Consider the following 24476-nt stretch of genomic DNA (forward strand, 5'->3'; position numbering starts at 1 on the left):
AAAGAAATGAAGAAAGAAAACAAAAAAGAGAGAAGAAGATAACAAAAGGAGAAAGGAGGAAATAAATCCCTTTGAGGGATGGCGAGAGTCAAAAGCGATAGCTTGAACGAAGAGAAAGCAGCGCCTTGAGACGCGAGCAAGCAATATAGGCTTATAGCCTCAGAGAAAACCACGTCTTTTAGGCGTGGTTTTTATTTAGTTCTTTTTTATAAATAATTTCAATAATTGTTGCTCGTGACGTAAGGTCATGAACTATAATGTTTATAGAGGTGATGATATGAATGAGGACTACTTAACAATTGGAGAATTAGCACAAAAGATGGATGTAACAGTTCGTACACTACAATATTATGATCGTGAGGGGTTGTTGAAGCCAGCAGCAATTAGCAAAGGGGGAAGACGGCTCTATTCAACTAAAGATATTGTTAAATTGCATCAAATTTTATCATTTAAATATCTTGGTTTTTCACTTGTAGAAATTAAAACTAAATTATTTAATCTCGACACACCACAGGAAGTTGCAGCGATTTTAAATCAACAAAAAAGTGTGATTCAAGAACAAATTGCTAACTTATCAGAAGCTTTAGAAGCAACGATTGCCTTATCTAGAGAAGTTCAAGAAATGAATACGGTAGATTTTAAAAAATATGCTGAAATAATAGAGTTACTTCGTTTGGGAAATAAAGAATATTGGGTGTGGAAACATTTTGATAATACAATTACTGATCATATTAAAGAACGATTTGGTGATGATCCAGAGGCCGGGTTAAGAATATTTAGCACTTATCAAGAAGTCTTAGATAAGCTGTATGTGTTAAAGAAACAGGGGGTAAGTCCTGATAGTCCAGAATGCTTTATGATTGCCAAACAGTGGTGGGAAATGATTTTAGAATTTACTGGAGGTAATTTAGAACTGTTGCCAGAGTTACAAAAATTTAATGATAAAAAGAATGATTGGAATAATGATCTGGCAGTTAAACAAAAAGAAATAGATAATTATCTAACTGCGGCTCTAGAATATTATTTTAAGAGGATCCAAAAGGAGCAAGAGTAATATGGATATTGCATTGCAGATTAATAATCTTGGTAAGGTTTATGGTAAACATCAGGTTTTAGAAAATATTAGTTTTACTGTTGTTAAAGGGGAAATATTTGCTTTACTTGGCACAAACGGTGCGGGGAAAACAACGACATTAGAATGTTTAGAGGGGATTCGACGATACGATACAGGTAAAATTTTAATAAATGGTAAGCTGGGGGTTCAACTGCAATCATCATCATTACCAGCGGATATTACCGCTAAAGAAGCAATCATGTTATTTGCAAAATGGCAAGATCTTGAGGTGACTGACGATTATTTTATTTATTTAGGAATTAAAGCTTTTCTAAAAAAGCAATATCACCAGTTATCGACAGGACAAAAGCGTCGTTTACATCTTGCAATTGCGCTATTAGGACACCCCGATATTATTGTACTTGATGAGCCAACTGCAGGACTTGATGTTGAGGGACGTAACAGTATCCACCAAGAAATTAAACGACTAAAAACCCAAGGTAAAACAATTTTATTAGCGAGTCATGATATGACCGAGGTTGAAGAGTTGTGTGATCGAATCGGAGTATTAAATCATGGGAAAATTGTTTTTATTGGGGCTCCTGATCAATTGCATCAAACAATGCAAAGTAAATTTAAATTAAAGGTTCGTTTTTCAAAGGTGCCCCGATTAAATGAGCAGTTTGAAATAGTTTCTCAGGAACAGGAGTATTATATCTTTGAGACTACAAACTTAGAGATAACATTAAAAGCAATTATTCAATTAACCGAGGAACAAAGTATTAAAATTATGGAAATAAATACTGTTCAGCCAAAGCTGGAAGAAAGATTTTTAAAAGAGGTGCAATCATGAGGGCTTTCATCTATCAAATTGGATTAAACTGGAAATTAAATCTTCGCAGTAAAGAATTATTAGTTCATTATTATGTGGTTCCCTTAGTCTTTTATTTGTTTATTGGGGGGGTTTTATATCGATTTTGCCCGATGCTGATAAAACGATAATTCAAGTAATGAGTGTTTTTGCTATTACCATGGGTGGAGTCTTAGGTTCTCCATATCCGTTAGTGGAATTTTATCATAGTGACATAAAAAAGGCTTATCAGGTAGGAAAGATTCCTTTATGGACGATTGCCGCAAGTAATTTTATTTCTGGGATTATGCATTTATTTGTGATGAGTTTGATAATTTTAATAAGTGCCCCGATTATTTTTAAAGCACAAATACCTGAAAATATTTTTATATATTTATTGGGGGTGATTTTATTTATCATAGTTAGTTTGAGTATTGGAATGGTTTTTGGTGTATTTTTCAAAAGTGCAGCGAAAATGGGAATGGCAACGCAACTAGTTTTTTTACCGTCGATCATGTTATCAGGAATAATGTTCCCTGTAGCAATGCTCCCTAACGTATTACAGGTGATAGGCAGAATTTTACCGGCCACATGGGGATTTGAATTAATGTGTACAAATGATTTTTTGTGGCTTAATGTGGCTGTTCAGTTAATAATTTTTATGATAATGCTAATTGTAGCAAGTTTCAAGATCAAGCAGATAAGAAAAGAAGATTAAAAAAGCCTAAATTAGTACAAGCTGATTTAGTGCTTTTTATTGTTTAAACTGTTGATCAATCACATTGTTAAAACTATTGGTAATGAAGTCTTTAGTTAATCCTTTTGAATAACGATTATGACTTTTTTCTAATTTTTCATTATATTTATCTATAGGCACCAATTTAAAATTTTCAAATTTTTGATCATAATAGTTGATGACTGGGAGAGAATTAATATTTTTAATTATGGTAGAATTATTATTCTTTTCAAAAGTTATTTGCAGGATCATTGAAACATTATATGCATTGGCAAATTCTGGTGTTGCTCTAGTTACCTGATTATCAGCTGAAATAAATGATCCTAATGAATATACAACAAGTGTTTTATGGTTGGTAGTTTCTAACCATTCAATTGGCTGAATACAATGTGAATGATGACCGATAATGACATCAACCCCTAATTCGTTTAGATAATTAGCTAATTCTTTTTGTTCACTATTGACAGCATATGTAAACTCATTGCCCCAATGAACACTAACGATAACTATATCACTAAGCTGTTTTGCTTGTGCAACTTCTTGTTTTATGATTTCTTTATGAGCATTATCGAGTTTCATAGTGTCAAGGTTGCGATAATAACCAATCAGTTCTCTGTTTTGATTATCAGGCTTATTAGTTTTATAAGTGTAGCCAAGAAAACTGAAGGTTATATCATTTATGGTTTTTGTAGGGATTTGTGTTCGGACTTCTTTTGATTCATAGATTCCGGTTGTTAGAATCTGGTGTTTTTTAAAGAAGCTTAATGTATTGATACGTCCTTGAGGACCCGCGTCGTTAGCATGATTATTAGCAAGATTAACAGCATCGACACCCATAGCGATAACTTGATTACCAATTTCCTCAGGAGCATTAAAACTATAACCAGTTCCGGATACTCCTAATCCTTTGCCGCCGATAGGGACTTCCATATTGGCTAATGTTAGATCGTCATTTAAAAAATATGGTTTTACTAAGTCATAATAGCCTTTATCATTGTAACTTGTTCCAATCCAATCATAGTATGGCTGTTCATATAATAAATCGCCGATAAAAGATGCATTAACTATTCTTGGCCTTTTAGTAGAAGTGGATTTGTTTGGTGATTTGATTGATGTTTCTTTTCTATTGATAAATAAATACGTCCCCGTTACGAGGGATAAAAGCAGGAGAAAATTAAGAAATATTTTAATTGGACGTTTTAGTTTTAATTTTTTCTTTGACATTTTTATCACCCTTTATATTGTAACATGATCAATCATGCTAATTGTCTTAAATAAGCTGAAAAATCTTTGCATATTCTTAAGATAAATTATAGAAGATTTGGTAGTTAGATTTATTTAGTTTAGTAGAATGTATGCAAGGACATTGAGGAGGAATGAAAGATGACTAATGAGATTAAGCTGGAAGTTACCTGTGTTCATTGCTTAGGGGTTGGGGAAAAACAGTTATATCCAATAATTAATAGACAAGATTTAGAGGCAAAACAGAATATTTTTGAAGAAGATTTGTTTTTATATCGTTGTCCGCATTGTGGACATTATCAAAGGATTTCGTATGAATGTATGTATTATGATGAGAAATTAAAATATGCGGTGGTGTTGAGCCATGATGGACACCGTTTTTTAAAGAAAGTGAAAATAGATTTAACCGCTTATCAACTTCGTTTTGTAAAAAGTGTAAGTGAATTAAAAGAAAAAATCGTTATTAAAGAAAATGGTTTAGATGATCGAATTGTTGAGATAATGAAACATAATATTCAAACTACTTTAAGGAGCAAAGCGTCTTATCAATTGGTATTAAGAGATGGACAAGGACTAGAGTTTGTTTTATTATATCCAGATAATGAAGTTATTAAGATATTTATGTTTAATAAGCAAGATTATTTGACTTTAACAAAGAAGTATAATCGTTGTTTGGCTAATGATTATATAGTAGATAGGCTCTTTGCTTCTAGAACGGTTTTACGTCTAAATAAGTTCAATAATTTGAAACTAAATTGTCATTAGAATAAATAGATGATATTGGTAAAATACTTGATAAAATCAGGACTTTTATATTGAATCGACTTGTGAAATAATTAATTATTAATCAGATAATTAATTATCTATAAAATTTATGAAAAAGGGTTGACTTCGACAAAATTACGGGCTATTATATTCAGTAACATAACTTAAATACTTTGATAGGAACTAGTAAATAAATTTATCGAGCATAGAGAGATTCTGGGTGGTGAAAAGAATTGTTGATGATTTGTTGAACTCATCCTTGAGTGGAGCGCTGAATCAAGTAGGTGGCTACGGAGTGCAACCGTTATCTAGCAAAAGTATGAACTATATATAATAGCGTACTTGGTGAGATTAATATCGTGAGGTATTAATAAATTGAGGTGGAACCACGGGGTTACTATACTCTCGTCCTCAAAATGACATAGTCTGTCATTTTGAGTGCGAGAGTTTTTTTATAAGTATTTATTATGCAAAAGGGAGGAAGAAAAAATGATGAATTATCAAAAGTATAAGAGATTTGAACCAATCAACTTTAAAGAACGTACTTGGCCGGATAAACAAATTGAAAAAGCGCCAACTTGGGTCTCTGTAGATTTACGTGATGGCAATCAGGCGTTGATTACCCCTATGAAAATCGAAGAAAAAGTCGAAATGTTTCAACTTTTAGTTGATATGGGGTTTAAAGAAATAGAAGTTGGTTTTCCTTCTTCTAGTCAAATTGAATATGATTTTTTAAGAATTTTGATTGATGAAAATTTAATTCCTGATGATGTGACTGTTCAAGTTCTAACTCAAGCACGTGAACATTTAATTAGAAAGACTTTTGAATCATTAAAAGGATTAAAGAGAGCAATCGTTCATGTTTATAATTCAACTTCAGTATTACAACGTGATGTCGTCTTTAATCGAAGTAAAGAAGAAATTAAACAGATTGCAGTCGATGGTGTTAAATTAGTCAAAGAATTAAGTAGAGAATTTGATGGGGAAGTAATTCTTGAATATTCACCAGAAAGTTTTACTGGAACTGAACTGGAATATGCCTTAGAAGTTTGTGAAGCGGTGATGGATGAATGGGGCGCTACTAAAGATAATAAAGTAATTATCAATTTACCGTCAACAGTAGAAATGGCAACACCTAATGTGTATGCTGATCAAATTGAATGGATGTGTACTCACTTTAGTGATCGTGATCGTGTCATTGTATCGTTGCATACTCACAATGATCGTGGTTGTGGTGTAGCGGCTACTGAATTAGGAATTATGGCAGGAGCTGATCGTGTTGAAGGAACACTATTTGGTAATGGTGAAAGAACAGGAAATCTTGATATTGTCGTAGTAGCCTTAAATATGTTTACCCAAGGAATTGATCCAAAACTAGATATGAGCAATATCAATAATATAAAACATGTTTATGAAAAAGTAACGAAAATGGAAATCCCACCTCGTCAACCATATGTAGGAAAGTTAGTGTTTACCGCATTTTCAGGTAGTCACCAAGATGCAATTAATAAAGGAACTCATGCAATGCATGAACGTGACAGTCAAATTTGGGAAGTACCTTATTTGCCGATTGATCCTAGTGATCTAGGCCGCCAATATGAACCGATTGTGCGTATTAATTCACAATCTGGTAAAGGTGGTGTAGCATATGTAATGGAAAGTATGTATGGTTTCCATTTACCAAAAGGATTACAAGTAGATTTTGCTAAAGTAATTCAAGATATAAGTGAAGAAGAAGGAGAAGTTTCTCCAGAAAGAGTCTACGATACATTCATTGAAGAATATGTAGATATTGATGAACCTTATCGCTTTATTAAACAAAAGCTGATTGATATAAGTGAAGATGATAGTGAGTTTGAACGTCGTGCTGAGATTACGATTGAGGCGCATGGTGAAGTTACAACTTTAACAGGATATGGTAATGGACCAATCGATGCTGTTAAAAATGCTTTAAACTCACTTCCAGAAATGCATTCACACTTATTAGATTATAGTGAACATGCATTAACTTCAGGATCAAGCTCAAAAGCAGCGGCTTATGTTTATTTAAGAGCTAAGGGAAGTGCTAGACAAGAATACGGAGTGGGGATTCATCCAAATATTACAACTGCAACTGTAAAAGCGATAATATCTGGAATGAATCGTCTGTATAAGACGCTAAAATAAGTGGAAAGGAGCCGAACATGAATCGTTTAGTATTATCGTTATTAGTGGAAAATAACCCAGGTGTATTAAGCAGAGTGGCTGGTTTATTTAGTCGTCGTGGTTATGGAATTGAAAGTTTAAGCGTTGGCAAGACCAATGAACCTAATGTTTCACGCATGACGGTTGTGGCTGTTGGTGATGAATTGATTTTAAATCAAATTGAAAAACAGTTAGGTAAACTAGTCGAAGTAATTGAAATTTTCCCATTGAAACCGGAAGAATCGGTATACCGGGAATTAGTTTTAGTTAAAGTTGAGGCTGATGAAAAACAACGTTCGTCACTTGTTTCCATTGCCGATATCTTTAGAGCACGGATTATTGATGTTGCACCAGCATCATTAGTAATCGAGGTAACAGGAGATCAGTCAAAGATTGATGGACTGCTTGCCATGTTAGAAGGTTTCAATGTTGTTGAGATGGTTAGAACCGGATTATCTGGTATCAAACGTGGTCTTGGCGAAATTGATATAGAAAGTCATAACAAATAGAAATAGGGGGATTAGAAAAAATGGCTAAAATTTTTTATGAATCAGATTGTGATTTATCTTTATTAGACGGTAAAACTGTTGCCGTGATCGGGTATGGTTCTCAAGGACATGCTCATGCATTAAATATGAAAGAATCAGGAGTAAACGTAATTATCGGTTTATATGAAGGTTCTAAATCTTGGAAAAAAGCTGAAGAACAAGGTTTTGAAGTTTATACTTCTGCTGAAGCAGCTAAAAAAGCTGACATCATCATGATTTTGATCAATGATGAATTACAAGCTAAATTATACAAAGAATCAATTGAACCAAACTTAGAAGAAGGAAATATGTTAATGTTTGCTCATGGTTTCAATATTCATTTTGGACAAATCGTACCACCTAAGAATGTTGATGTAACTATGGTTGCACCAAAAGGACCTGGACATACAGTACGTAGTGAGTACCAAGTTGGTAAAGGTGTACCTTGCTTAGTCGCTGTTGAACAAGATGCTACTGGTCGTGCTCAAGATGTTGCTTTAGCATATGCTTTAGCTATCGGTGGAGCAAGAGCTGGAGTTCTTGAAACTGATTTTAGAACAGAAACAGAAACTGATTTATTTGGTGAACAAGCAGTATTATGTGGTGGAGTTTGTGCTTTAATGCAAGCTGGTTTTGAAACATTAGTTGAAGCTGGGTATGATCCAAGAAATGCTTATTTCGAATGTATCCATGAAATGAAATTAATCGTTGATTTAATTTACCAATCAGGTTTTGCAGGAATGAGATATTCAATTTCAAATACTGCTGAATATGGTGATTATATTACAGGACCAAAAATTATCACAGAAGATACTAAAAAAGCAATGAAAAAGGTATTACAAGATATTCAAGATGGTACATTTGCTAAAGACTTCTTATTAGATATGTCTGAAGCTGGTGGACAAGCTCATTTCAAAGCAATGAGAAAATTAGCAAGCGAACATATTTCTGAAAAAACTGGGGAAGATGTAAGAAAATTATACGCTTGGTCTGATGAAGATAAATTAATCAATAACTAATTTATTATAACAACACACTTTTGTGTGTTGTAATTAAGGAGTAATTTCTTACTCCCTAATTACAACCTACAAAGGTAAAGATAAGGGGGGAATATAAAAGTGGCAATGACAATGACACAAAAAATATTAGCAAAACATGCAGGATTAGACGCAGTTGTGGCGGGGCAGCTAATCGAAGCAAAACTTGATGTTGTAATGGCTAACGACATCACAGGACCGATGGCATTACCAATTTTTCATCAAATGGCTGACAAAGTCTTTGATAAAGATAAGGTGATTTTAGTTCCTGATCATTTTACACCAAATAAAGATATTAAGTCGGCTGAAAACTCTAAAGCAATTTTAGATTTTTCAAATGATCAATGTTTAACTCATCATATGGAACAAGGTAAATGTGGGGTTGAACATGCAATTTTACCAGAAAAAGGAATTGTTGTCGCTGGTGAATGTATCATTGGGGCTGATTCACATACATGTACTTATGGCGCTTTAGGAGCTTTTTCAACTGGTGTTGGAACTACTGATATTGCAACAGGAATGGCAACTGGTGAATTATGGTTTAAAGTGCCTAGTGCAATCAAATTTGTCTTAACCGGAAAGCCTAGTCAATTTGTTAGTGGTAAAGATATTATTTTGGATATTATTACTCGTATTGGAGTTGATGGGGCCCGTTATAAAAGTATGGAATTTGTTGGTGAAGGAATTCAACACTTAACAATGGATGATCGTTTTACGATTTGTAATATGGCAATTGAAGCTGGGGCTAAAAACGGGATTTTTCCTGTTGATGAGCAAACGATTGCTTATATGGAAAAACACTCAGTGAAAGAATATGCTGTCTATGAAGCTGATGAGGATGCTGAATATGATGAAGTGATTGAAATAGATTTAGGTAAAGTTAGACCAACAGTAGCTTTCCCACATTTACCAGGGAATGGGCATACGATTGATGAAATTGAAGCAATGGATAAGATTATGATCGATCAAGTTGTAATTGGTTCATGTACGAATGGGCGTTTGTCTGATTTACGTAAAGCGGCAGCAATCCTTAAGGGAAAACAAGTAGCTAAAAATGTTCGTGTAATGGTTGTTCCAGCGACTCAGAAAATCTTTGTTCAATGTATTCATGAAGGTTTAGCAGAAATTTTTGTTGAAGCTGGATGTGCATTTAATACCCCAAGCTGTGGACCTTGTATGGGTGGACATATGGGAGTTATGGCTAAAGGTGAAAAGTGTGTTTCTACAACTAACCGCAATTTTGTTGGTCGAATGGGCGACACAGAAGCGTTAATTTACTTAGCTTCTCCAGAAGTAGCAGCCGCAAGTGCAATTGCGGGATATATTGCAAATCCTGAAAAAGTAGGTGAAGAATAATGAAAATATATAAATATGGTGATAATGTTGATACGGATGTAATTATTCCAGCACGTTATTTAAATTCATTTGATGCTAAAGAATTAGCTAGTCATGCGATGGTGGATATTGATCCTGATTTTGCTAAAACGGTTGAATCGGGTGATATTATTGTTGCTGGAAAAAATTTTGGTTGCGGTTCTTCAAGAGAACATGCTCCTCTATGTTTAAAAACAGCAGGAACTAAATGCGTCATTGCAGAAAGTTTTGCTCGTATTTTCTATCGTAATTCAATTAATATTGGATTTCCAATCATGGAATGTCCAGAAGCAGTAGCAGGAATTAATCAAGGTGATGAAGTTACAGTAGATTTTACCACTGGTTTAATTACTAATATTACAAAAGGTGAAACTTATCAAAGTCAACCTTTCCCAGAGTTCTTACAAAAGATGATTGAATTAGATGGTTTAGTCAACTATGTTAATAGTAAAAAGGGGTAAGGATAATGGAAAAAAATATTGCTGTAATAAAAGGTGATGGAATCGGACCAGAAATTGTAACTGAAGCGATGAAAGTTTTAGATGCTATCGCTGATAAATATAATCATAAATTTAATTATACTCAAATTTTAATGGGTGGTGCTTCAATCGATGTTCATGGCGTTCCTCTAACTGATGAGGCGTTGGCGATTGCTAAAAATAGTGATAGTGTTTTACTTGGGTCAATTGGTGGTGATACTACAACATCACCTTGGTATAAATTAGAACCGAATCTTCGTCCTGAAGCGGGGTTATTGAAAATTCGTAAAGAGTTAGGATTGTTTGCTAATTTAAGACCGGCGGTCTTATATGATGAATTAAAGGGTGCTTGTCCTTTGAAGGAAGAATTAACTGAGGGTGGGTTTGACATGATGATCATGCGTGAACTTACCGGTGGGTTATATTTTGGTGAACGTTCAACGAAAGAAGAAAATGGTGAATTAGTGGCTCGAGATGCAATGAGTTATAGTGAGACTGAAATTAGAAGAATTGCTAAAAGAGCGTTTGATATTGCTATGAAACGTAATAAAAAAGTCACGAGTGTTGATAAAGCTAATGTTATTGATACTTCAAGATTATGGCGTAAAGTTGTAAGTGAAGTTGCAAAAGATTATCCTGAAGTTGTGCTGGAGCATATGTTAGTTGATAACTGTGCAATGCAACTGGTAAAGGATCCAAAACAATTTGATGTTATTTTGACGGAGAATATGTTTGGGGATATTCTAAGTGATGAAGCTAGTATGGTAACAGGTTCGATTGGGATGCTGGCAAGTGCATCACTACGTGTTGATAAATTTGGAATGTACGAACCAAGTCATGGTAGTGCGCCTGATATTGCTGGTAAAAATATTGCTAATCCAATTGCTACTATTTTATCAGCTGCAATGATGCTTCGTTATTCGTTTGATCTAGATGATGAAGCGAAAGTGATTGAAAATGCAATTGAAAAAGTATTACAACAAGGATATCGAACAAGTGATATCATGTCAGATAATAAAACTTTAGTAGGAACTAAAGAAATGGGTGACTTAATTGTTGCAAATTTATAAGGGGGATAGAAAATGAAAAGTGATAATGTAAAAAAAGGGATGCAGCAGGCACCACATCGATCATTATTTAATGCTTTAGGTTTAACTGAAGAAGAGATGGATAAACCGTTAATTGGAATTGTTAGTTCATATAATGAAATTGTCCCTGGACATATGAATCTTGATAAAATCGTTGAATCAGTAAAAATGGGAGTAGCCCTAGCGGGTGGAGTACCTAGAGAATTCCCGGCTATTGCGGTATGTGATGGAATTGCTATGGGACATATTGGAATGAAGTATTCGTTAGTAACTAGAGATTTAATTGCTGATAGTACTGAAGCAATGGCTTTAGCTCATCAATTTGATGCTTTAGTTATGGTACCCAACTGCGATAAAAATGTACCAGGATTATTGATGGCGGCTGCAAGGATCAATATACCAACTATCTTTGTTTCTGGGGGGCCAATGTTAGCTGGACGCGTACATGGTAAAAAAACTAGTTTATCATCAATGTTTGAAGCGGTAGGAAGCTATAGTGCAGGTAAAATTGATGAGGAAGAAGTTCGTTATTATGAAAATCATGCTTGTCCAACATGTGGTTCATGTTCTGGGATGTATACGGCTAATTCAATGAACTGTCTGACTGAAGTGTTAGGAATGGGGCTTCGTGGGAATGGGACTATTCCTGCTGTCTATTCTGAAAGAATTAAATTAGCTAAACATGCGGGAATGCAAATTATGGAATTGTTAAAGAAAGACATTCGTCCTCGTGATATTATCACTAAAGAATCAATGATGAATGCTTTAACGATGGATATGGCGTTGGGATGTTCAACTAATTCAATGTTACATTTGCCAGCTATTGCTCATGAAATTGGTTTTGATTTCAATATAAAGTTTGCTAATGAAATAAGTGAAAAAACACCTAATCTTTGCCATTTGGCGCCAGCTGGACCTACTTATATGGAAGACTTGAACGAAGCAGGCGGTATTTATGCAGTAATGAAAGAAATCAGTAAATTAAATTTATTGAATCTTGATTGTATGACTGTTACTGGTAAAACAGTAGGTGAAAATATTAAAGATGCAGTTAACTTTGATCCTGAAGTAATTCGAACAATTGAAAATCCATATAGTAAAACAGGCGGATTAGCTGTTTTATCGGGAAATTTAGCGCCTGATGGTAGTGTAGTAAAACGCTCAGCAGTTGTGCCGGAAATGATGGAACATAGTGGTCCTGCAAGGGTCTTTGATTGTGAAGAAGATGCGATTGAAGCAATTAAAGGTGGTAAGATCGTAGCGGGAGACGTTGTTGTGATTCGTTACGAAGGACCTAAGGGTGGGCCTGGAATGCGCGAAATGTTGAATCCAACCTCTGCAATTGCCGGAATGGGCTTAGGATCAACAGTAGCCTTAATTACTGATGGTCGATTCTCAGGGGCATCTCGTGGAGCTTCGATTGGACATGTTTCACCTGAAGCGGCAGTAGGTGGACCGATTGCTTTAGTTGAAGAAGGCGATATTATAGAAATTAATATTCCTGAATATAAAATCAATTTAAAAATTTCTGATGAAGAAATGGCAAAACGTAAAGCTAAATGGCAGCCAAGAGAACCAAAAGTAACGACTGGTTACCTAGCGAGATATGCGGCAATGGTAACTTCAGGTGATCGTGGTGCTATTTTAGAAGTACAAAAAAATAAGTAGAGGGAGGTATTTAAATGTTATTAACAGGTTCCCAAATTGTTGCTGAATGTTTAATTGAACAAGGTGTTGATACAGTGTTTGGTTATCCAGGTGGAACAATTCTAAATATTTATGATGCTTTATACCAATATCAAGATAAGATTCATCATATCTTAACATCTCACGAACAAGGTGCGGCCCATGCTGCTGACGGCTATGCGCGCTCAACAGGAAAGGTTGGAGTGTGTATGGCGACTTCTGGGCCGGGAGCTACGAATCTGGTTACAGGGATTGCTACGGCTTACATGGATTCAACACCATTAGTTGCAATTACTGCTAATGTTGCAGTATCGCTGCTTGGGCGTGACAGCTTCCAAGAAATTGATATCGCTGGAGTTACTATGCCAATTACTAAACATAATTTTATTGTTAAAGATATTAAAGATTTGGCACCAACGATCCGTAAAGCCTTTCATATTGCGAGCGAAGGTCGTCCTGGGCCGGTATTAGTGGATATAACTAAGGATGTTACAGCGGCTAAATTTGATTTTGAGCCAATTGTTCCAGAAGTGATCGAACCACGTAAATATACTTATGGTGCTCAAGAATTAGATCAAGCTATCAAGATGATTGAAGCAAGTGAAAAACCATTTATTTTTGTTGGTGGTGGGGCAATCGCTAGTGATGCGGCCAGCGAATTGAAAGAATTTGCAGAAAAAATTGATGCTCCTGTTACGGATTCTTTAATGGGTAAAGGCGCATATGATAATACCCGTCCTCGTTATACTGGAATGTTAGGGATGCATGGAACAAAAGCCTCAAATTTTGGGGTTAGTCAATGTGATTTATTGATTGTTGTAGGGGCTCGGTTCTCTGATCGAGTTACTGGAGATACAAATCGTTTTGCTAAAGATGCAAAGATTATTCATATTGATGTTGATGCTGCTGAAATTAATAAAAATGTTGTTGTTGATTTAGGGATCGTTGGTGATGCTAAAAATGTACTTAAAGAACTTAATGAAAAATTAACACGTCAAAATCATCCTCAATGGTTAAAAGAAATTCGTGATTTAAAAGAACGTTATCCTTTAAGTTATGATGATGAAGGTTTAACAGGTCCTTATGTAATTGAACAAATTGATTATCTCACTAATAGTGAAGCAATAATTTGTACTGATGTTGGACAACATCAAATGTGGGCGGCTCAATACTTTAATTATCGTCGCCCTCGTCAATTTATTTCTTCAGGTGGTGCTGGAACCATGGGATTTGGTTTAGGAGCAGCAATGGGAGCAAAATTAGCTAATCCCCACCAAACTGTCTTTAATATTGCTGGAGACGGATGTTTTAGAATGAATTTAAATGAATTAGCAACTCTAAGCCGTTATAATATTCCAGTAATTCAAGTCGTTATGAATAATCAAGTTTTAGGAATGGTTCGTCAATGGCAAACATTGTTCTATGGACAACGTTATTCCAACACAATTCTCGAAGATAAAGTTGATTTTTGTAAAGTTGCTGAAGGTTTAGGTTGTAAAGCAATTAAAGTTACAACTAAAGAAGAAGTTGCTTCAGCAATCAAAATTGCAATGGAGCATGACGGTCCTGTAGTGATTGAATGTATGATTGGTAAAGATGATAAAGTATTCCCGATGGTTGCTCCAGGTGGTGCAATTGCGGAAGCTTTTGACGATACTGATTTAAAGAATAAACAATAGGTAGTAATTTTTAATTACTATCTTTTTGTTTTTTAAAAGTATTTATTATAATATGCATTGAAAATCTAAATATCAAGTGTAATAATTGAAATATAGGATAAGGTTATAAGGAGGCAAGACAATGCAAAACGTATACAAATGTGTCTATGATTATGATGATCAGCAAATTGACAGGTTAACAAAAAACGGTAGTAGTATTCTTGGATTATTCAAGGTGATTGTGGAGAATGAGCGTTTTGTATTAATGCCGGTTAATCATCTAAATGCTAAAGATAGGAGCGTTTATTTTAATGAGATTGAAAAAGTAAAGATGACTTTATCCACAGGTGCAGCAACACGAATCACTATTAATCGTGCGACAATTTATCAAATTGATTTAAATATTTATTTTCATGATGGTTCATTATTTACTTTAGAATTTAGAAGTTTTCGAGGGGTTGTATCATTGATAAAGAAATTTGCAGAATTACATATCTATGTATATGATCCGATGAATTTATTGGAGATTATTTCAATGGATGATCGTTGGGCGATTGAAAAATATTTTGCAATTAACCTTGAGAAAATTAAAAAACAATTTCAAGTTGAAGAAATGCGAAAAAAAGATCGCTATGTTAAAGCGTAATGAGGAAAAGGGGGAATATAAATGAATGTAGTGTTAACGGGTGATAATACAAATATTACACCATACATAGTAATTATGGTAATTGCTATCGTTGTTATCGCAGGAGTATTGATTTATCGCAAAAAGAAACAAAAATAAAAAAAGAAACCGCTAGCGATAAGCGGTTTCTAAAGCTTTTTTCAAGACTTTAGGATCTTTATTATATGGTGTGACCTTACAGATTGGTTTATTGATTCCTAGTAATGTATAAACTGCAATTCTTGCGGCTCTTACAGAATATTCTTCGGTAAAGACCATATCCTCAGGGATTTCTACAAATTGAGAAATCATCGCAAAGTTAGTAGATCCTTTGGGAACAACATGAGGTCGATCGCTCATTTTTCGAGGCTGGAACTGGGCATCTACATATGGCATCATACATGGAATGACATTGATGATGTCTTTTTTAATTTCCTCTTTACGATCAATTAAATGAAGATGATATAGTAATTCATCAAAAATTTCTTCTCCAGTACAATCTTTCATTGGTTTTTTAATATAGTCGCCTAAACGATCAGTGTATAAGCCGTAAGCCCAAAAAATTGTAGTGTTAGCATCTTGTGCTTTGAAATGCGGTTGGGCTGCAACGACCATCGACATTAGCCATGATGAGTCTTTAAAGGTCATTAAAGCACCACTACCAGGGATGTTAGTTGAGAATTCCTCAATTATTTTAAGGAATTTATTTCCTTTAAATGTCACAGTAATACTCTCCCAGTTTGTTTCTTTAATGTTACCAAAGAATGGCTCAGGATTACCGAGGTTTGGTTTCTTTTGGGCAACCTTATACCAGAGTTCGCCAGAAATTGGTTTTTCAAGAGGTTTAGGAGCAGGAGTTTTGTAATCTCCTAAGGTAGCACTGTCAGTCATACATGCATTAGTCATAATACAAATGTCATTATCATTGAGAATGATTTTTTCATCTTTGCCATCTTTATTTAAGTAAAGCACTTTAACAGTAATAGTATCATCATCTTTAAAATCAATATCTGTAACAGTAGCGTTTGTTACAAAGTTGACATGATGACTATCTAAGTATTTCTTGATTGGTAAAATAACTGACTCAAATTGATTATATGGTGTTCTTGTTACGCCGGCTAATGTTTCGATACGTGGGAATTCAAAAATCATGCGGTTCATATAGCGTTTTAATTCAAAAACACTTGACCATTTTTGAAAGGCAAAAGTTGTTTGCCACATATACCAGAAGTTAGTTGTAAAGAAATGAGGTGCATCTTTAAACCATTGTTCAATCGTAATATCATCAAGTTTAGATTCAGGAGTAATCATTAATTTTCCTAAAGTTAAGCGATCGTTATTATCAAAGCCCATTGACTTAACGTCAAGAATTTTTCCATGACGATCAATTAAACGTGCCCGAGCTTCAGTTGGATGTAAATGATCAAAATCTAGTATTTCTTTAGTTACGCTTTGACCAGGATGGTCAAGTGAAGGAATTCGATCGAATAATTCCCAAAAATTCTCATAAGTTTCTTCATTTAACATTCGTCCGCCACGACAAACAAATCCATCTTTAATTGATCCGGCACCATCATTACTACCACCAAGAATTTTCATGCCTTCAAAAATATGAATATTTTTACCATCAACATGACCGTCTTGAATCAAATAGGCAGCCGCGGCCATACTGGCAAGCCCGCCACCAATTAAATAAAATTGTTGGTTTGTAATTTCAACAGGTTTTCTAACTGTATCTTTGTTATCAGCGTATTTCTTTGCTGCAACTGCTCCAGCTCCAGCTAGAAGAGCTGCTCCAGTTAATAATTTTGTTTTAGTTTTCATTTTTAATATCCTTCTTTCTTCTAACAAATACTAGTATAGCCAGAAAAAATAAAAAGTATTTAAACAAAGATTTAACTTTGTCTAAATACTAGACAGATATAATTAATTGTCTAATTATTTAATAAACTAGCAGCAAAAGTTTCACTTTGAGTAGCGATTTTTTTTAGTCCGTGTGCAAGTTTTGCAGGCTCATTTTTCATATTGGTTTTTATCCAGCGGAGTACTGTTCCGGCAATTCCATAAGCATAAAATTCACTAAAAAAATTCTTTTCTTGTGGGGAAACGGTTTTGTTTACATCAAGCTTAGTAATCGCATCATAAAAACATTTCTGAGCCAGATTATATAGATCATGATAAAAATATTGTTCGTTGGTATTGATAGTGCTAATATAAAAATCTTTTTCTTGATATATTTTTTCTAAAACTGTTAATAGACATTGATCCCAGTTGTCAAAAGTAATGATATTCTCGATATCTGCAAATAATTCATCATAATATAACCACTGTAATAAATCATATTTATCTTGGAAGTGATAATAAAAAGTTTGACGATTTAGACCACATTTATTAGTTAGATCGTTAATGGAAATTTTTTCAAAGTTTCGATACTGACAAAGTTCTTTTAAAGTTTTAGCCAAAGCCCGTTTAGTGATTAAAGAATCAGACATATAGTTCACCTCGATGATTATTGTAACAAATTTTTATGAATAAAACATTTACATTAATAATAATCTTGTTATAATAAGTATATAATCTTTCATTTTATTGTGACGAAAGGCAAAAAAAGGGGGGAGATATTTGGTTAAAATTACAGAATTAAAAACGAATAATATTCATCAAGTACGATTATGTTTTTATAATGGTGAAATTTGGACTAAAAACGATTTAGCTAAACATACTGGTCTATCACTTGCAGCAACAACAAACATCTTACAATTATTACTAAAAGATGATGAAATTAAGCTTGTTGGAGAAGCGCAGTCAACTGGTGGTCGCAAATCAAAACAATATATTCTAAATAAAGATTATTATCATTTAGGTAACGTAAGTTTAAAAAGAGATGATCAATATTATTATTTTCTTGTTAAAATTACAGATTTATTAGGGAATATTTTAAAGGAAGAAAAGCTTATTAGTGAAGAGGGTTCAATCGATGAATTACTAGAAGCCATAAGTAATTTAATTTGTGATGATTATAAAGTAACAGTGCTAGCACTAAGTATCCCGGGAGTGTGTAAAGATGGAAAAGTTGGAATTTGTGATTTTGAAGCGTTACGAAATTGTGAGTTGTTAAAGCTGCTGAAAGAGCATTTCAATCTTGATATAATAATGGACAATGATGTTAATGCGGCTAGCATAGGGTTTGGAATTCATTATCCAAATGCTAACAATTTAGCGTTAATGTATCAGCCTAAGATTAAATATGTTGGATGTGGTATTTTAATTAATCATCGATTATGCAGCGGATATTCTAACTTTGCGGGTGAACTATCATATTTGCCGTTTATGAGCCATCATGAGCAAGATGAAATGTTGTTTAAAGCTCCAAATGATTTACTATTAAAACAATTAGCAACGATTTGTTGTGTTATCAATCCGGAAATTATTGGTGTTTGCAGTGATGTATTTAAAGAGTTTGATTCGAGTCAATTAATTAATTATTTACCCGCAGAACATTGGCCTAAAATTATTGATATCGATAATTTAGATCAATTAATTAAAGATGGATTGTATAGTTTAGGAATTGAAGTATTAAAAAATAAAATGCGAAAGAGAGATAGATAAATGGAAAAGTATATTGATTTACACATGCATTCAAAATATAGTGATGATGGTGAATTTACTCCGACTCAATTAGTTGAACAATGCCACAAAGCAGGAATTAAGGTTATGGCAATTGCTGATCATAATAGTGTTAAAGCGATTGATGAAGCGAAAGAAGCAGCAGCTAAATTAAATATTAAATATATTCCTAGTGTCGAAATTGACTGTACTTATAAGGGAATCAACCTACATGTTTTAGGTTATGGGGTTGATTATCATCATGCGGATTTCGTGACGTTAGAAGAAAATGTATTGAACCAAGAACTAGCATGTTCAAAAGAAAAGGTAAAATTAACAAATATGTTAGGTTTTGATGTTGATCAAGCAGCGTTAGATGCTTTAAGTGATAATGGTGTTTATACGGGGGAAATGTTTGGTGAAGTATTATTAAATGATCAACGTTATAATGAAAATTCTTTATTAAAACCATATCGTAGCGGGGGAGAACGTAGCGATAATCCATATGTTAATTTTTATTGGGATTTCTATGCTCAAGGGAAACCATGTTATACAGAAATAGTTTATCCGACTTTAAAAGAAACGATTGATTTAATCAAGAGGCATGGAGGAACAGTTGTTTTAGCTCATCCTGGGAATAATTTAAAAGGTAAATTTGAGATTTTTGATGAGATGGTGGAATTAGGTGTAGAAGGGGTTGAAGCTTTTAGTAATTATCATAGTCCTGAAACAGTTGAATATTTCTATCAAGCAGGAAAAAAACATCAGATTTTGATTACATGTGGTAGTGATTATCATGGTAAAACTAAGCCGGCAATTGAGCTTGGTGAATGTCGCTGTACGATCGATGAACATGATATTGAAAATCAATTAAAAGAATATAAATTAATCTAATTATAAGAGCGTAATGGAGCGCTCTTTTTTATCAAAAATAAATTATAATTGTTCTTTAATTGATACAATCACTGTGCTATAATCGGGGCGTATAAAAGGGGATCAGTAACATGGATATAAAAAAGAAGAAATGCTTGATTAGCTTTGGTGCTGTGTTTTTATCATCGTTAATCATGGCTTTTGCAACAAAAAATTTAGTTCGGCCAGCCGGGATTTTATCAGGCGGATTTATGGGAATCGCAATAATGATCGATATGATTGCTGAACTAATCGGGCACAATATACCTACTTCAATTGGCTTATTGTTTTTAAATATCCCAGTAGCTTTATTTTGTGCAAAAAAAATATCACCACGATTTGTTTTCTTTTCGCTTTTGCAGGTTGGTCTGACATCGTTGTTTTTACCATTGATGCCACAAGTTCCATTATTTGATGACAAGATATTAAATGTTATTTTTGGTGGATTTATGTTTGGCGGAAGTATTGTAATTGCTTTGAAAGGTAATGCTTCAAGTGGTGGAACCGATTTTATAGCATTGTATGTTTCCAATAAGAGCGGAAAGGAAATCTGGAATCAAGTGTTCATTTTTAATACAATAATGTTGTGTGTATTTGGATATATTTTTGGTTTTGAGGCAGCAGGATATTCAATTTTATTCCAATTTATGTCAACAAAAACAGTTTCTAATTTTCATACCCGTTATAAACGTGTAATGATGCAGATTTTCACAAAAAACAAAGATGATGTTATGGCAATATATTGCAAAAATTTTCATCATGGGATTACAGCTTTAGATGGAATGGGTGGATATTCTAAGACGCCGGTTTCTATGTTAACGGCAATTGTTTCAAGTTATGAGGTTGATGATGTTGTTACTGCTTTAAAAGAAGTTGACCCCAAGATAATTATTAATGTAAGTAAGTCAGAAAAATATGTTGGTCGTTTTTACAATGCACCATTATAAAAATAATCCCGTTAGTTTAACTGGCGGGATTATTTGGTATTAGTATTTTGACAATAAAGTAACCTTCATCTTCTTCGAATTTAATTAAACCTTGGTAATGGTTGACTAATAGTCGTACGTTATTAATACCAATTCCATGATGCTCAGAGTCAACTTTAGTTGTATTTAAATCTGGATTAGCAGCTAGAACACTATCTTTGATACTGTTTTTAATACTAATAAAATAATACTCTGGTTTTGTCCCGATAGAAACCCAAAGTTGTTTATTGAAATTTGAATCGCAATTTTCAATTGCGTTGTCAATTAAGTTTCCCACAATAATAAAGAAATGGGCATCTTCCAGTGGACCAATGGTATTATGACAACTAGTTATAAGGTGAATCTCTTTATCCTTTATTTGATTAACTTTTTGTAATAATAAATAATCTAATAATTCATTTCCAGAAGATTGAACAAAGTTATTGCTATTTAAATTATGATTATATTCATTGATGATTTTAAAAGCTTAATTATAATTTTTATTAGTTAGTTGATATTTTATGGCATTAAAGACATGGATAATATCATGTTTCCAATTTCTTAGTTGTTGATAATTATTTTCATTGATACTTTGAATAGTTTCTAAGTTTTCAATTTTCATACTTTTTCGTTGTAATTCGAGAATACGATATTGTTCGCGCTGGGCCTCAAAGAATACAAAACAAAGACAGATTGTTAGGGCATCAATAAGCAATAATAGCAATGTTAGAGTGGAATTAAGATTATCCCCATAAAATATGTAATCAACAGTAACGCTGTAAATAAAGTTTAATAAAACAATTGAAATTGTAATATATTTAAGTACTTGACTTTCTAAAAAATAATACTTTTTAATATGACTGGCTGTTGCAAGTACGAGAACAAGTAAGATTGGTTTTGAAATCATAGCCATTAAATGATAACCGTCAACTGAATCGATTGGAAATTTGGCTAGTAAAGTAGAGAAACAAATTGATAAAGTAGTTGCTACATTAACAAGAGTATTAATGAACAAAGCGATAAAGATATTTTGTAAATAATTCGCTTTATTTAGAAAGTGTGAATAGGAAAAGAGAATTAGAATTGAAAGAACAATCATTATTATTTCGGGTGATGATGTAAAATTACATGCTGTTATGACTCCCGAATAAAAGAGAGAGGCAATCAAATAGGTGGAAAATTTCCTGTTAAATAATTTGTATACAAATAATGTGCAAATAAAAGCTTCAGTAATATTTATAATTAAATCAAAATAGCTCATAGTAACCCCCAAATATAGCTTTGATAGTGTTTTTCGAAATGTTTATTATATCCTAAGGATATGATTAGTTCGATATTATTTTTTAAACAAATTTTATTCTTTTTAATATCTTTTATATGTAACATATTTATTATAGTAGAACGATTAATGCGTACTAATCCATTAGAAAGGTGGGATTTTTCAATGTTTCCTATAGTGTCACGAATACAAATAGATTTTTTGTTTTCATATAAAAAGATATAACATAAGTGATCTTCTACAATGATGTAATAAATATCTTTGATGCGAATATTTTTCTTCCGATCGTAAATATAACCAGTAATAAATTTATCATTCTTTTTCAATGATTTAAATAACTGATTACAGACATTGATTATTTCTATTTTAATATTTTGTTTATTAATAAACTGAAATGGATGAATATTGTATGCGTTTGCGCGATAATCATTATTATTAGTAACAACTATAATTTTTGTTTCATAATAATTATTAAGACGTTCGGCAAATGAAAAACCATCTTCTTTAGGCATTTCGATATCTAAGAAGATAGCGTCATAAAAAATACTCAAATCAAAATTCAATGAATTATTATAAACATCAAGTTTATATTCAATATTATGAAGCTGACATTCCTTTTCTAATGTCGATAGGATTAATTTTTGGTCAAAATGATTATCATCAATAATTGCAAACTTATACATAGTTATTTCTCCTTTAGTGACTATTATATACGAAACTTGACGATTCGCGAAATAAAATAGTACTTTACGACATATATATTGTATTAATTTGGTGTTATGATATTGTGATGAAAGGAGATGTGGTTATGATTGATAGTTTATCAAATAAGTTAGTGAATTATTTAGACAAAGGTAATTATTTAGATGAGGATAAAGAAATATACCTTCATGGAGCTAAGCTGATTATTTCTGAAGTGATTGGGACGTTGCTGCTTTTATTTTTGGGTTTAATGACTAATCATTTTATTGAAGCAGTTGTTTATGAAATTGTTTTATCAAGCACAAGATCAATTTTAGGCGGGTATCATTGTAAAAGTTATGCCGCTTGTATTTGTACATATGCTGGTTTTTTCTTGGCGGGTGTTATATTTTTAAATTATTATCATTTTACATTAATGACAATATTAATAGTGTGTTTGATTGGTTCAATTAATATTTTAGCTTTAGGTCCAGTAGATAACGTGAATAAAGTTGCGAGTAAAAAGAAGAAAGATGTATTCATACGTTATTCAAAAATAGTCTTAATAATTTATCTAACAATAATAGCGGCATTATTCCATATTCATAATGGATATTTAGACATAATGGTTTATATATTTATTGTGATTAATCTACTAATGTTGGGAGGGAAGATTGATTATGAAAAATCTAAAAAGTAAAGTATTAAAAGTTTTAAGTTCAGGTTTATTTTTAGTTGCTGTTCAAGCGGTAAGTGTATATTCACAAAGACATATTTATCAAGAACAAGAACCTGAGGCATTAAAGAAATACGACAGATATTAATAAGAAAAGGATTGAGATAAATTGCGTATCTCAATCCTTTTTTGTATGCCGGGCATGGCATATATCTAGGTGGTGAAAGTCCACTATGGGGGTGCCAACCACTAGCCAATATCAAGGGTGTCTATCGTGAGGTGGAATCTGAAAGAAGATGGAGGCAAAATCTTGGTCCGAGGAACATGAATCACATCAGGCATATAATGGGGACGAGTGTGCAAAGCAACATGAAGTCATAAGAGGTTGTGGAATGAAACTATTATATGTAAATGTGGCAGATATATGGAAGGAAAGAGATATGACATTATCCTGGGAGGTCTCATGATGGAGAAATCCTAGTAATAATGAATCATGGGAAGTCAGCAGAGGTCGTAGTAGCAAAGAAGTGGCTGTAATGGTCATGGAGCGAAGGCCCGAAAGAAGAATACAGGGGAAGTGAGTATAATGGATAGCGAAAGAAATGGAGGTAACGGAAATATGAAAACTGATAATGCATTGCTTGAACAGATGCTTAGTGATACTAATCTAGGACTAGCATTTACACAAGTAAAACGAAACAAAAGTGCAAGTGGAGCAGATGGGAGTAGATGAACTTAAAGGTTATCTAGAAGAAATTAAGGACAGTATACGTAACAAGACATATAAGCCAGAACTTGTACGAAGAGTAGAAATACCTAAACCTGATGGCGGAGTACAAAATTTAGGAGTACCAACAGTACTTGATAGATTTGTTCAACAAGCCATAGCCCAAGTATTAATACCTATCTACGAATCAATATTTAGTGACAATAGTTTTGGCTTTAGACCAAATAGGTGTTGCGAAATGGCAATTATCAAAGCGTTAGAATATATGAATTAAGGCTTTCAGTAG

At 33.3% G+C, this 24476-nt stretch carries 27 protein-coding genes and 1 other annotated feature; of the genes, 21 read left to right on the top strand and 6 right to left on the bottom strand.

Translation table 11 applies throughout. From position 1 onward, the window contains the following. Positions 1–277 precede the first annotated feature (277 nt). The 3 genes from KSU54_RS12300 (at position 278) to KSU54_RS12310 (ending at position 2622) form a co-directional block, all read left to right on the top strand. Complete coding sequence (locus tag KSU54_RS12300) at positions 278–1054, top strand: MerR family transcriptional regulator (RefSeq protein WP_117792579.1); 777 nt, start codon at positions 278–280, stop codon at positions 1052–1054. Between the two features lies 1 nt (position 1055). Then, on the top strand, positions 1056–1907 hold the full coding sequence (locus KSU54_RS12305) for an ABC transporter ATP-binding protein (protein ID WP_003539576.1): 852 nt from the start codon (positions 1056–1058) through the stop codon (positions 1905–1907). Positions 1908–2031: 124 nt separating this feature from the next. Beyond that, positions 2032–2622: an ABC transporter permease gene (locus KSU54_RS12310; protein WP_230328589.1), complete on the top strand. Its 591-nt coding sequence runs from the start codon at positions 2032–2034 to the stop codon at positions 2620–2622. 36 nt (positions 2623–2658) lie between these two features. On the opposite strand, the gene KSU54_RS12315 is transcribed toward KSU54_RS12310, so the two are convergent. Continuing rightward, positions 2659–3864, bottom strand: coding sequence for a CapA family protein (locus tag KSU54_RS12315; protein WP_003539579.1), 1206 nt, complete (start codon positions 3862–3864; stop codon positions 2659–2661). A 159-nt stretch (positions 3865–4023) separates the two neighbouring features. Between KSU54_RS12315 and KSU54_RS12320 the strand changes: the two genes are divergently transcribed. The 11 genes from KSU54_RS12320 (at position 4024) to KSU54_RS12370 (ending at position 15464) form a co-directional block, all read left to right on the top strand. Beyond that, positions 4024–4647, top strand: coding sequence for a CpXC domain-containing protein (locus tag KSU54_RS12320; protein WP_003539581.1), 624 nt, complete (start codon positions 4024–4026; stop codon positions 4645–4647). A gap of 164 nt (positions 4648–4811) precedes the next feature. Then, positions 4812–5063: a binding site (T-box leader), on the top strand. A gap of 73 nt (positions 5064–5136) precedes the next feature. After that, positions 5137–6813, top strand: coding sequence for a 2-isopropylmalate synthase (gene leuA / locus KSU54_RS12325; protein ID WP_003539584.1), 1677 nt, complete (start codon positions 5137–5139; stop codon positions 6811–6813). 17 nt (positions 6814–6830) lie between these two features. Beyond that, positions 6831–7340, top strand: coding sequence for an acetolactate synthase small subunit (ilvN, locus tag KSU54_RS12330; protein ID WP_003539586.1), 510 nt, complete (start codon positions 6831–6833; stop codon positions 7338–7340). Between the two features lie 20 nt (positions 7341–7360). Further along, on the top strand, positions 7361–8377 hold the full coding sequence (gene ilvC, locus KSU54_RS12335) for a ketol-acid reductoisomerase (protein ID WP_003539587.1): 1017 nt from the start codon (positions 7361–7363) through the stop codon (positions 8375–8377). Between the two features lie 99 nt (positions 8378–8476). Further along, positions 8477–9751, top strand: a complete 1275-nt coding sequence (leuC, locus tag KSU54_RS12340; protein ID WP_003539595.1) for a 3-isopropylmalate dehydratase large subunit — start codon at positions 8477–8479, stop codon at positions 9749–9751. After that, positions 9751–10230 (top strand): 3-isopropylmalate dehydratase small subunit, encoded by a 480-nt coding sequence (leuD, locus tag KSU54_RS12345; RefSeq protein WP_003539597.1) that lies wholly within the window; start codon positions 9751–9753, stop codon positions 10228–10230. Before leuC ends, leuD begins: the two co-directional genes overlap by 1 nt. A gap of 5 nt (positions 10231–10235) precedes the next feature. Continuing rightward, entirely contained in the window at positions 10236–11318 is a 1083-nt protein-coding gene (gene leuB, locus KSU54_RS12350) for a 3-isopropylmalate dehydrogenase (RefSeq protein WP_003539599.1), read from the top strand. A gap of 12 nt (positions 11319–11330) precedes the next feature. After that, positions 11331–13004, top strand: coding sequence for a dihydroxy-acid dehydratase (ilvD, locus tag KSU54_RS12355; protein WP_003539601.1), 1674 nt, complete (start codon positions 11331–11333; stop codon positions 13002–13004). 14 nt (positions 13005–13018) lie between these two features. Next, positions 13019–14701, top strand: coding sequence for a biosynthetic-type acetolactate synthase large subunit (gene ilvB, locus KSU54_RS12360; RefSeq protein WP_003539603.1), 1683 nt, complete (start codon positions 13019–13021; stop codon positions 14699–14701). A 121-nt stretch (positions 14702–14822) separates the two neighbouring features. Next, on the top strand, positions 14823–15326 hold the full coding sequence (locus tag KSU54_RS12365; protein WP_003539605.1) for a hypothetical protein: 504 nt from the start codon (positions 14823–14825) through the stop codon (positions 15324–15326). 21 nt (positions 15327–15347) lie between these two features. Continuing rightward, positions 15348–15464 (top strand): LPXTG cell wall anchor domain-containing protein, encoded by a 117-nt coding sequence (locus KSU54_RS12370; protein WP_008792698.1) that lies wholly within the window; start codon positions 15348–15350, stop codon positions 15462–15464. 12 nt (positions 15465–15476) lie between these two features. Here the strand turns inward: KSU54_RS12370 and KSU54_RS12375 are convergent, their stop codons facing one another. Continuing rightward, on the bottom strand, positions 15477–17168 hold the full coding sequence (locus tag KSU54_RS12375; RefSeq protein WP_003539607.1) for an oleate hydratase: 1692 nt from the start codon (positions 17166–17168) through the stop codon (positions 15477–15479). 110 nt (positions 17169–17278) lie between these two features. Beyond that, positions 17279–17836 (bottom strand): TetR/AcrR family transcriptional regulator C-terminal domain-containing protein, encoded by a 558-nt coding sequence (locus tag KSU54_RS12380; protein ID WP_003539610.1) that lies wholly within the window; start codon positions 17834–17836, stop codon positions 17279–17281. Positions 17837–17966: 130 nt separating this feature from the next. Here KSU54_RS12380 and KSU54_RS12385 point away from each other — a divergent pair, with 130 nt between their 5' ends. The 3 genes from KSU54_RS12385 (at position 17967) to KSU54_RS12395 (ending at position 20809) form a co-directional block, all read left to right on the top strand. Continuing rightward, positions 17967–18953 (top strand): ROK family protein, encoded by a 987-nt coding sequence (locus KSU54_RS12385; protein ID WP_003539611.1) that lies wholly within the window; start codon positions 17967–17969, stop codon positions 18951–18953. Then, positions 18954–19844 (top strand): PHP domain-containing protein, encoded by an 891-nt coding sequence (locus tag KSU54_RS12390; protein ID WP_003539612.1) that lies wholly within the window; start codon positions 18954–18956, stop codon positions 19842–19844. Positions 19845–19954: 110 nt separating this feature from the next. After that, positions 19955–20809 carry a YitT family protein gene (locus tag KSU54_RS12395; RefSeq protein ID WP_003539614.1) on the top strand — a complete coding sequence of 285 codons (855 nt, stop codon included), beginning with the start codon at positions 19955–19957 and terminating at the stop codon, positions 20807–20809. Positions 20810–20825: 16 nt separating this feature from the next. Here KSU54_RS12395 and KSU54_RS18925 read toward each other — a convergent pair whose 3' ends face one another. The 3 genes from KSU54_RS18925 to KSU54_RS12405 are packed head-to-tail and all read right to left on the bottom strand — an operon-like array spanning position 20826 to position 22789. After that, positions 20826–21305 (bottom strand): GHKL domain-containing protein, encoded by a 480-nt coding sequence (locus tag KSU54_RS18925; protein WP_336244651.1) that lies wholly within the window; start codon positions 21303–21305, stop codon positions 20826–20828. Between the two features lie 9 nt (positions 21306–21314). Next, a complete protein-coding gene (locus KSU54_RS18930) occupies positions 21315–22088 on the bottom strand; it encodes a hypothetical protein (protein ID WP_226814494.1) in 774 nt (257 codons plus the stop codon). Continuing rightward, a complete protein-coding gene (locus KSU54_RS12405) occupies positions 22085–22789 on the bottom strand; it encodes a LytR/AlgR family response regulator transcription factor (protein ID WP_003539617.1) in 705 nt (234 codons plus the stop codon). The genes KSU54_RS18930 and KSU54_RS12405 overlap by 4 nt, the downstream gene beginning before the upstream one ends. A gap of 125 nt (positions 22790–22914) precedes the next feature. On the opposite strand from KSU54_RS12405, the gene KSU54_RS12410 reads away from it, so the two are divergent. The 4 genes from KSU54_RS12410 (at position 22915) to KSU54_RS19305 (ending at position 24464) form a co-directional block, all read left to right on the top strand. Next, positions 22915–23487 (top strand): accessory gene regulator B family protein, encoded by a 573-nt coding sequence (locus KSU54_RS12410; RefSeq protein ID WP_040434437.1) that lies wholly within the window; start codon positions 22915–22917, stop codon positions 23485–23487. Next, entirely contained in the window at positions 23468–23611 is a 144-nt protein-coding gene (locus KSU54_RS12415) for a cyclic lactone autoinducer peptide (RefSeq protein ID WP_003539619.1), read from the top strand. The genes KSU54_RS12410 and KSU54_RS12415 overlap by 20 nt, the downstream gene beginning before the upstream one ends. 438 nt (positions 23612–24049) lie before the next feature. Next, a complete protein-coding gene (locus tag KSU54_RS12420) occupies positions 24050–24196 on the top strand; it encodes a hypothetical protein (RefSeq protein WP_003539621.1) in 147 nt (48 codons plus the stop codon). Beyond that, a complete protein-coding gene (locus KSU54_RS19305) occupies positions 24183–24464 on the top strand; it encodes a reverse transcriptase domain-containing protein (RefSeq protein WP_003539622.1) in 282 nt (93 codons plus the stop codon). The genes KSU54_RS12420 and KSU54_RS19305 overlap by 14 nt, the downstream gene beginning before the upstream one ends. Positions 24465–24476 lie beyond the last annotated feature (12 nt).

The organism is Erysipelatoclostridium sp. MSK.23.31 (assembly GCF_019125875.1).
Lineage (GTDB): Bacteria > Bacillota_I > Bacilli_A > Erysipelotrichales > Coprobacillaceae > Thomasclavelia > Thomasclavelia ramosa.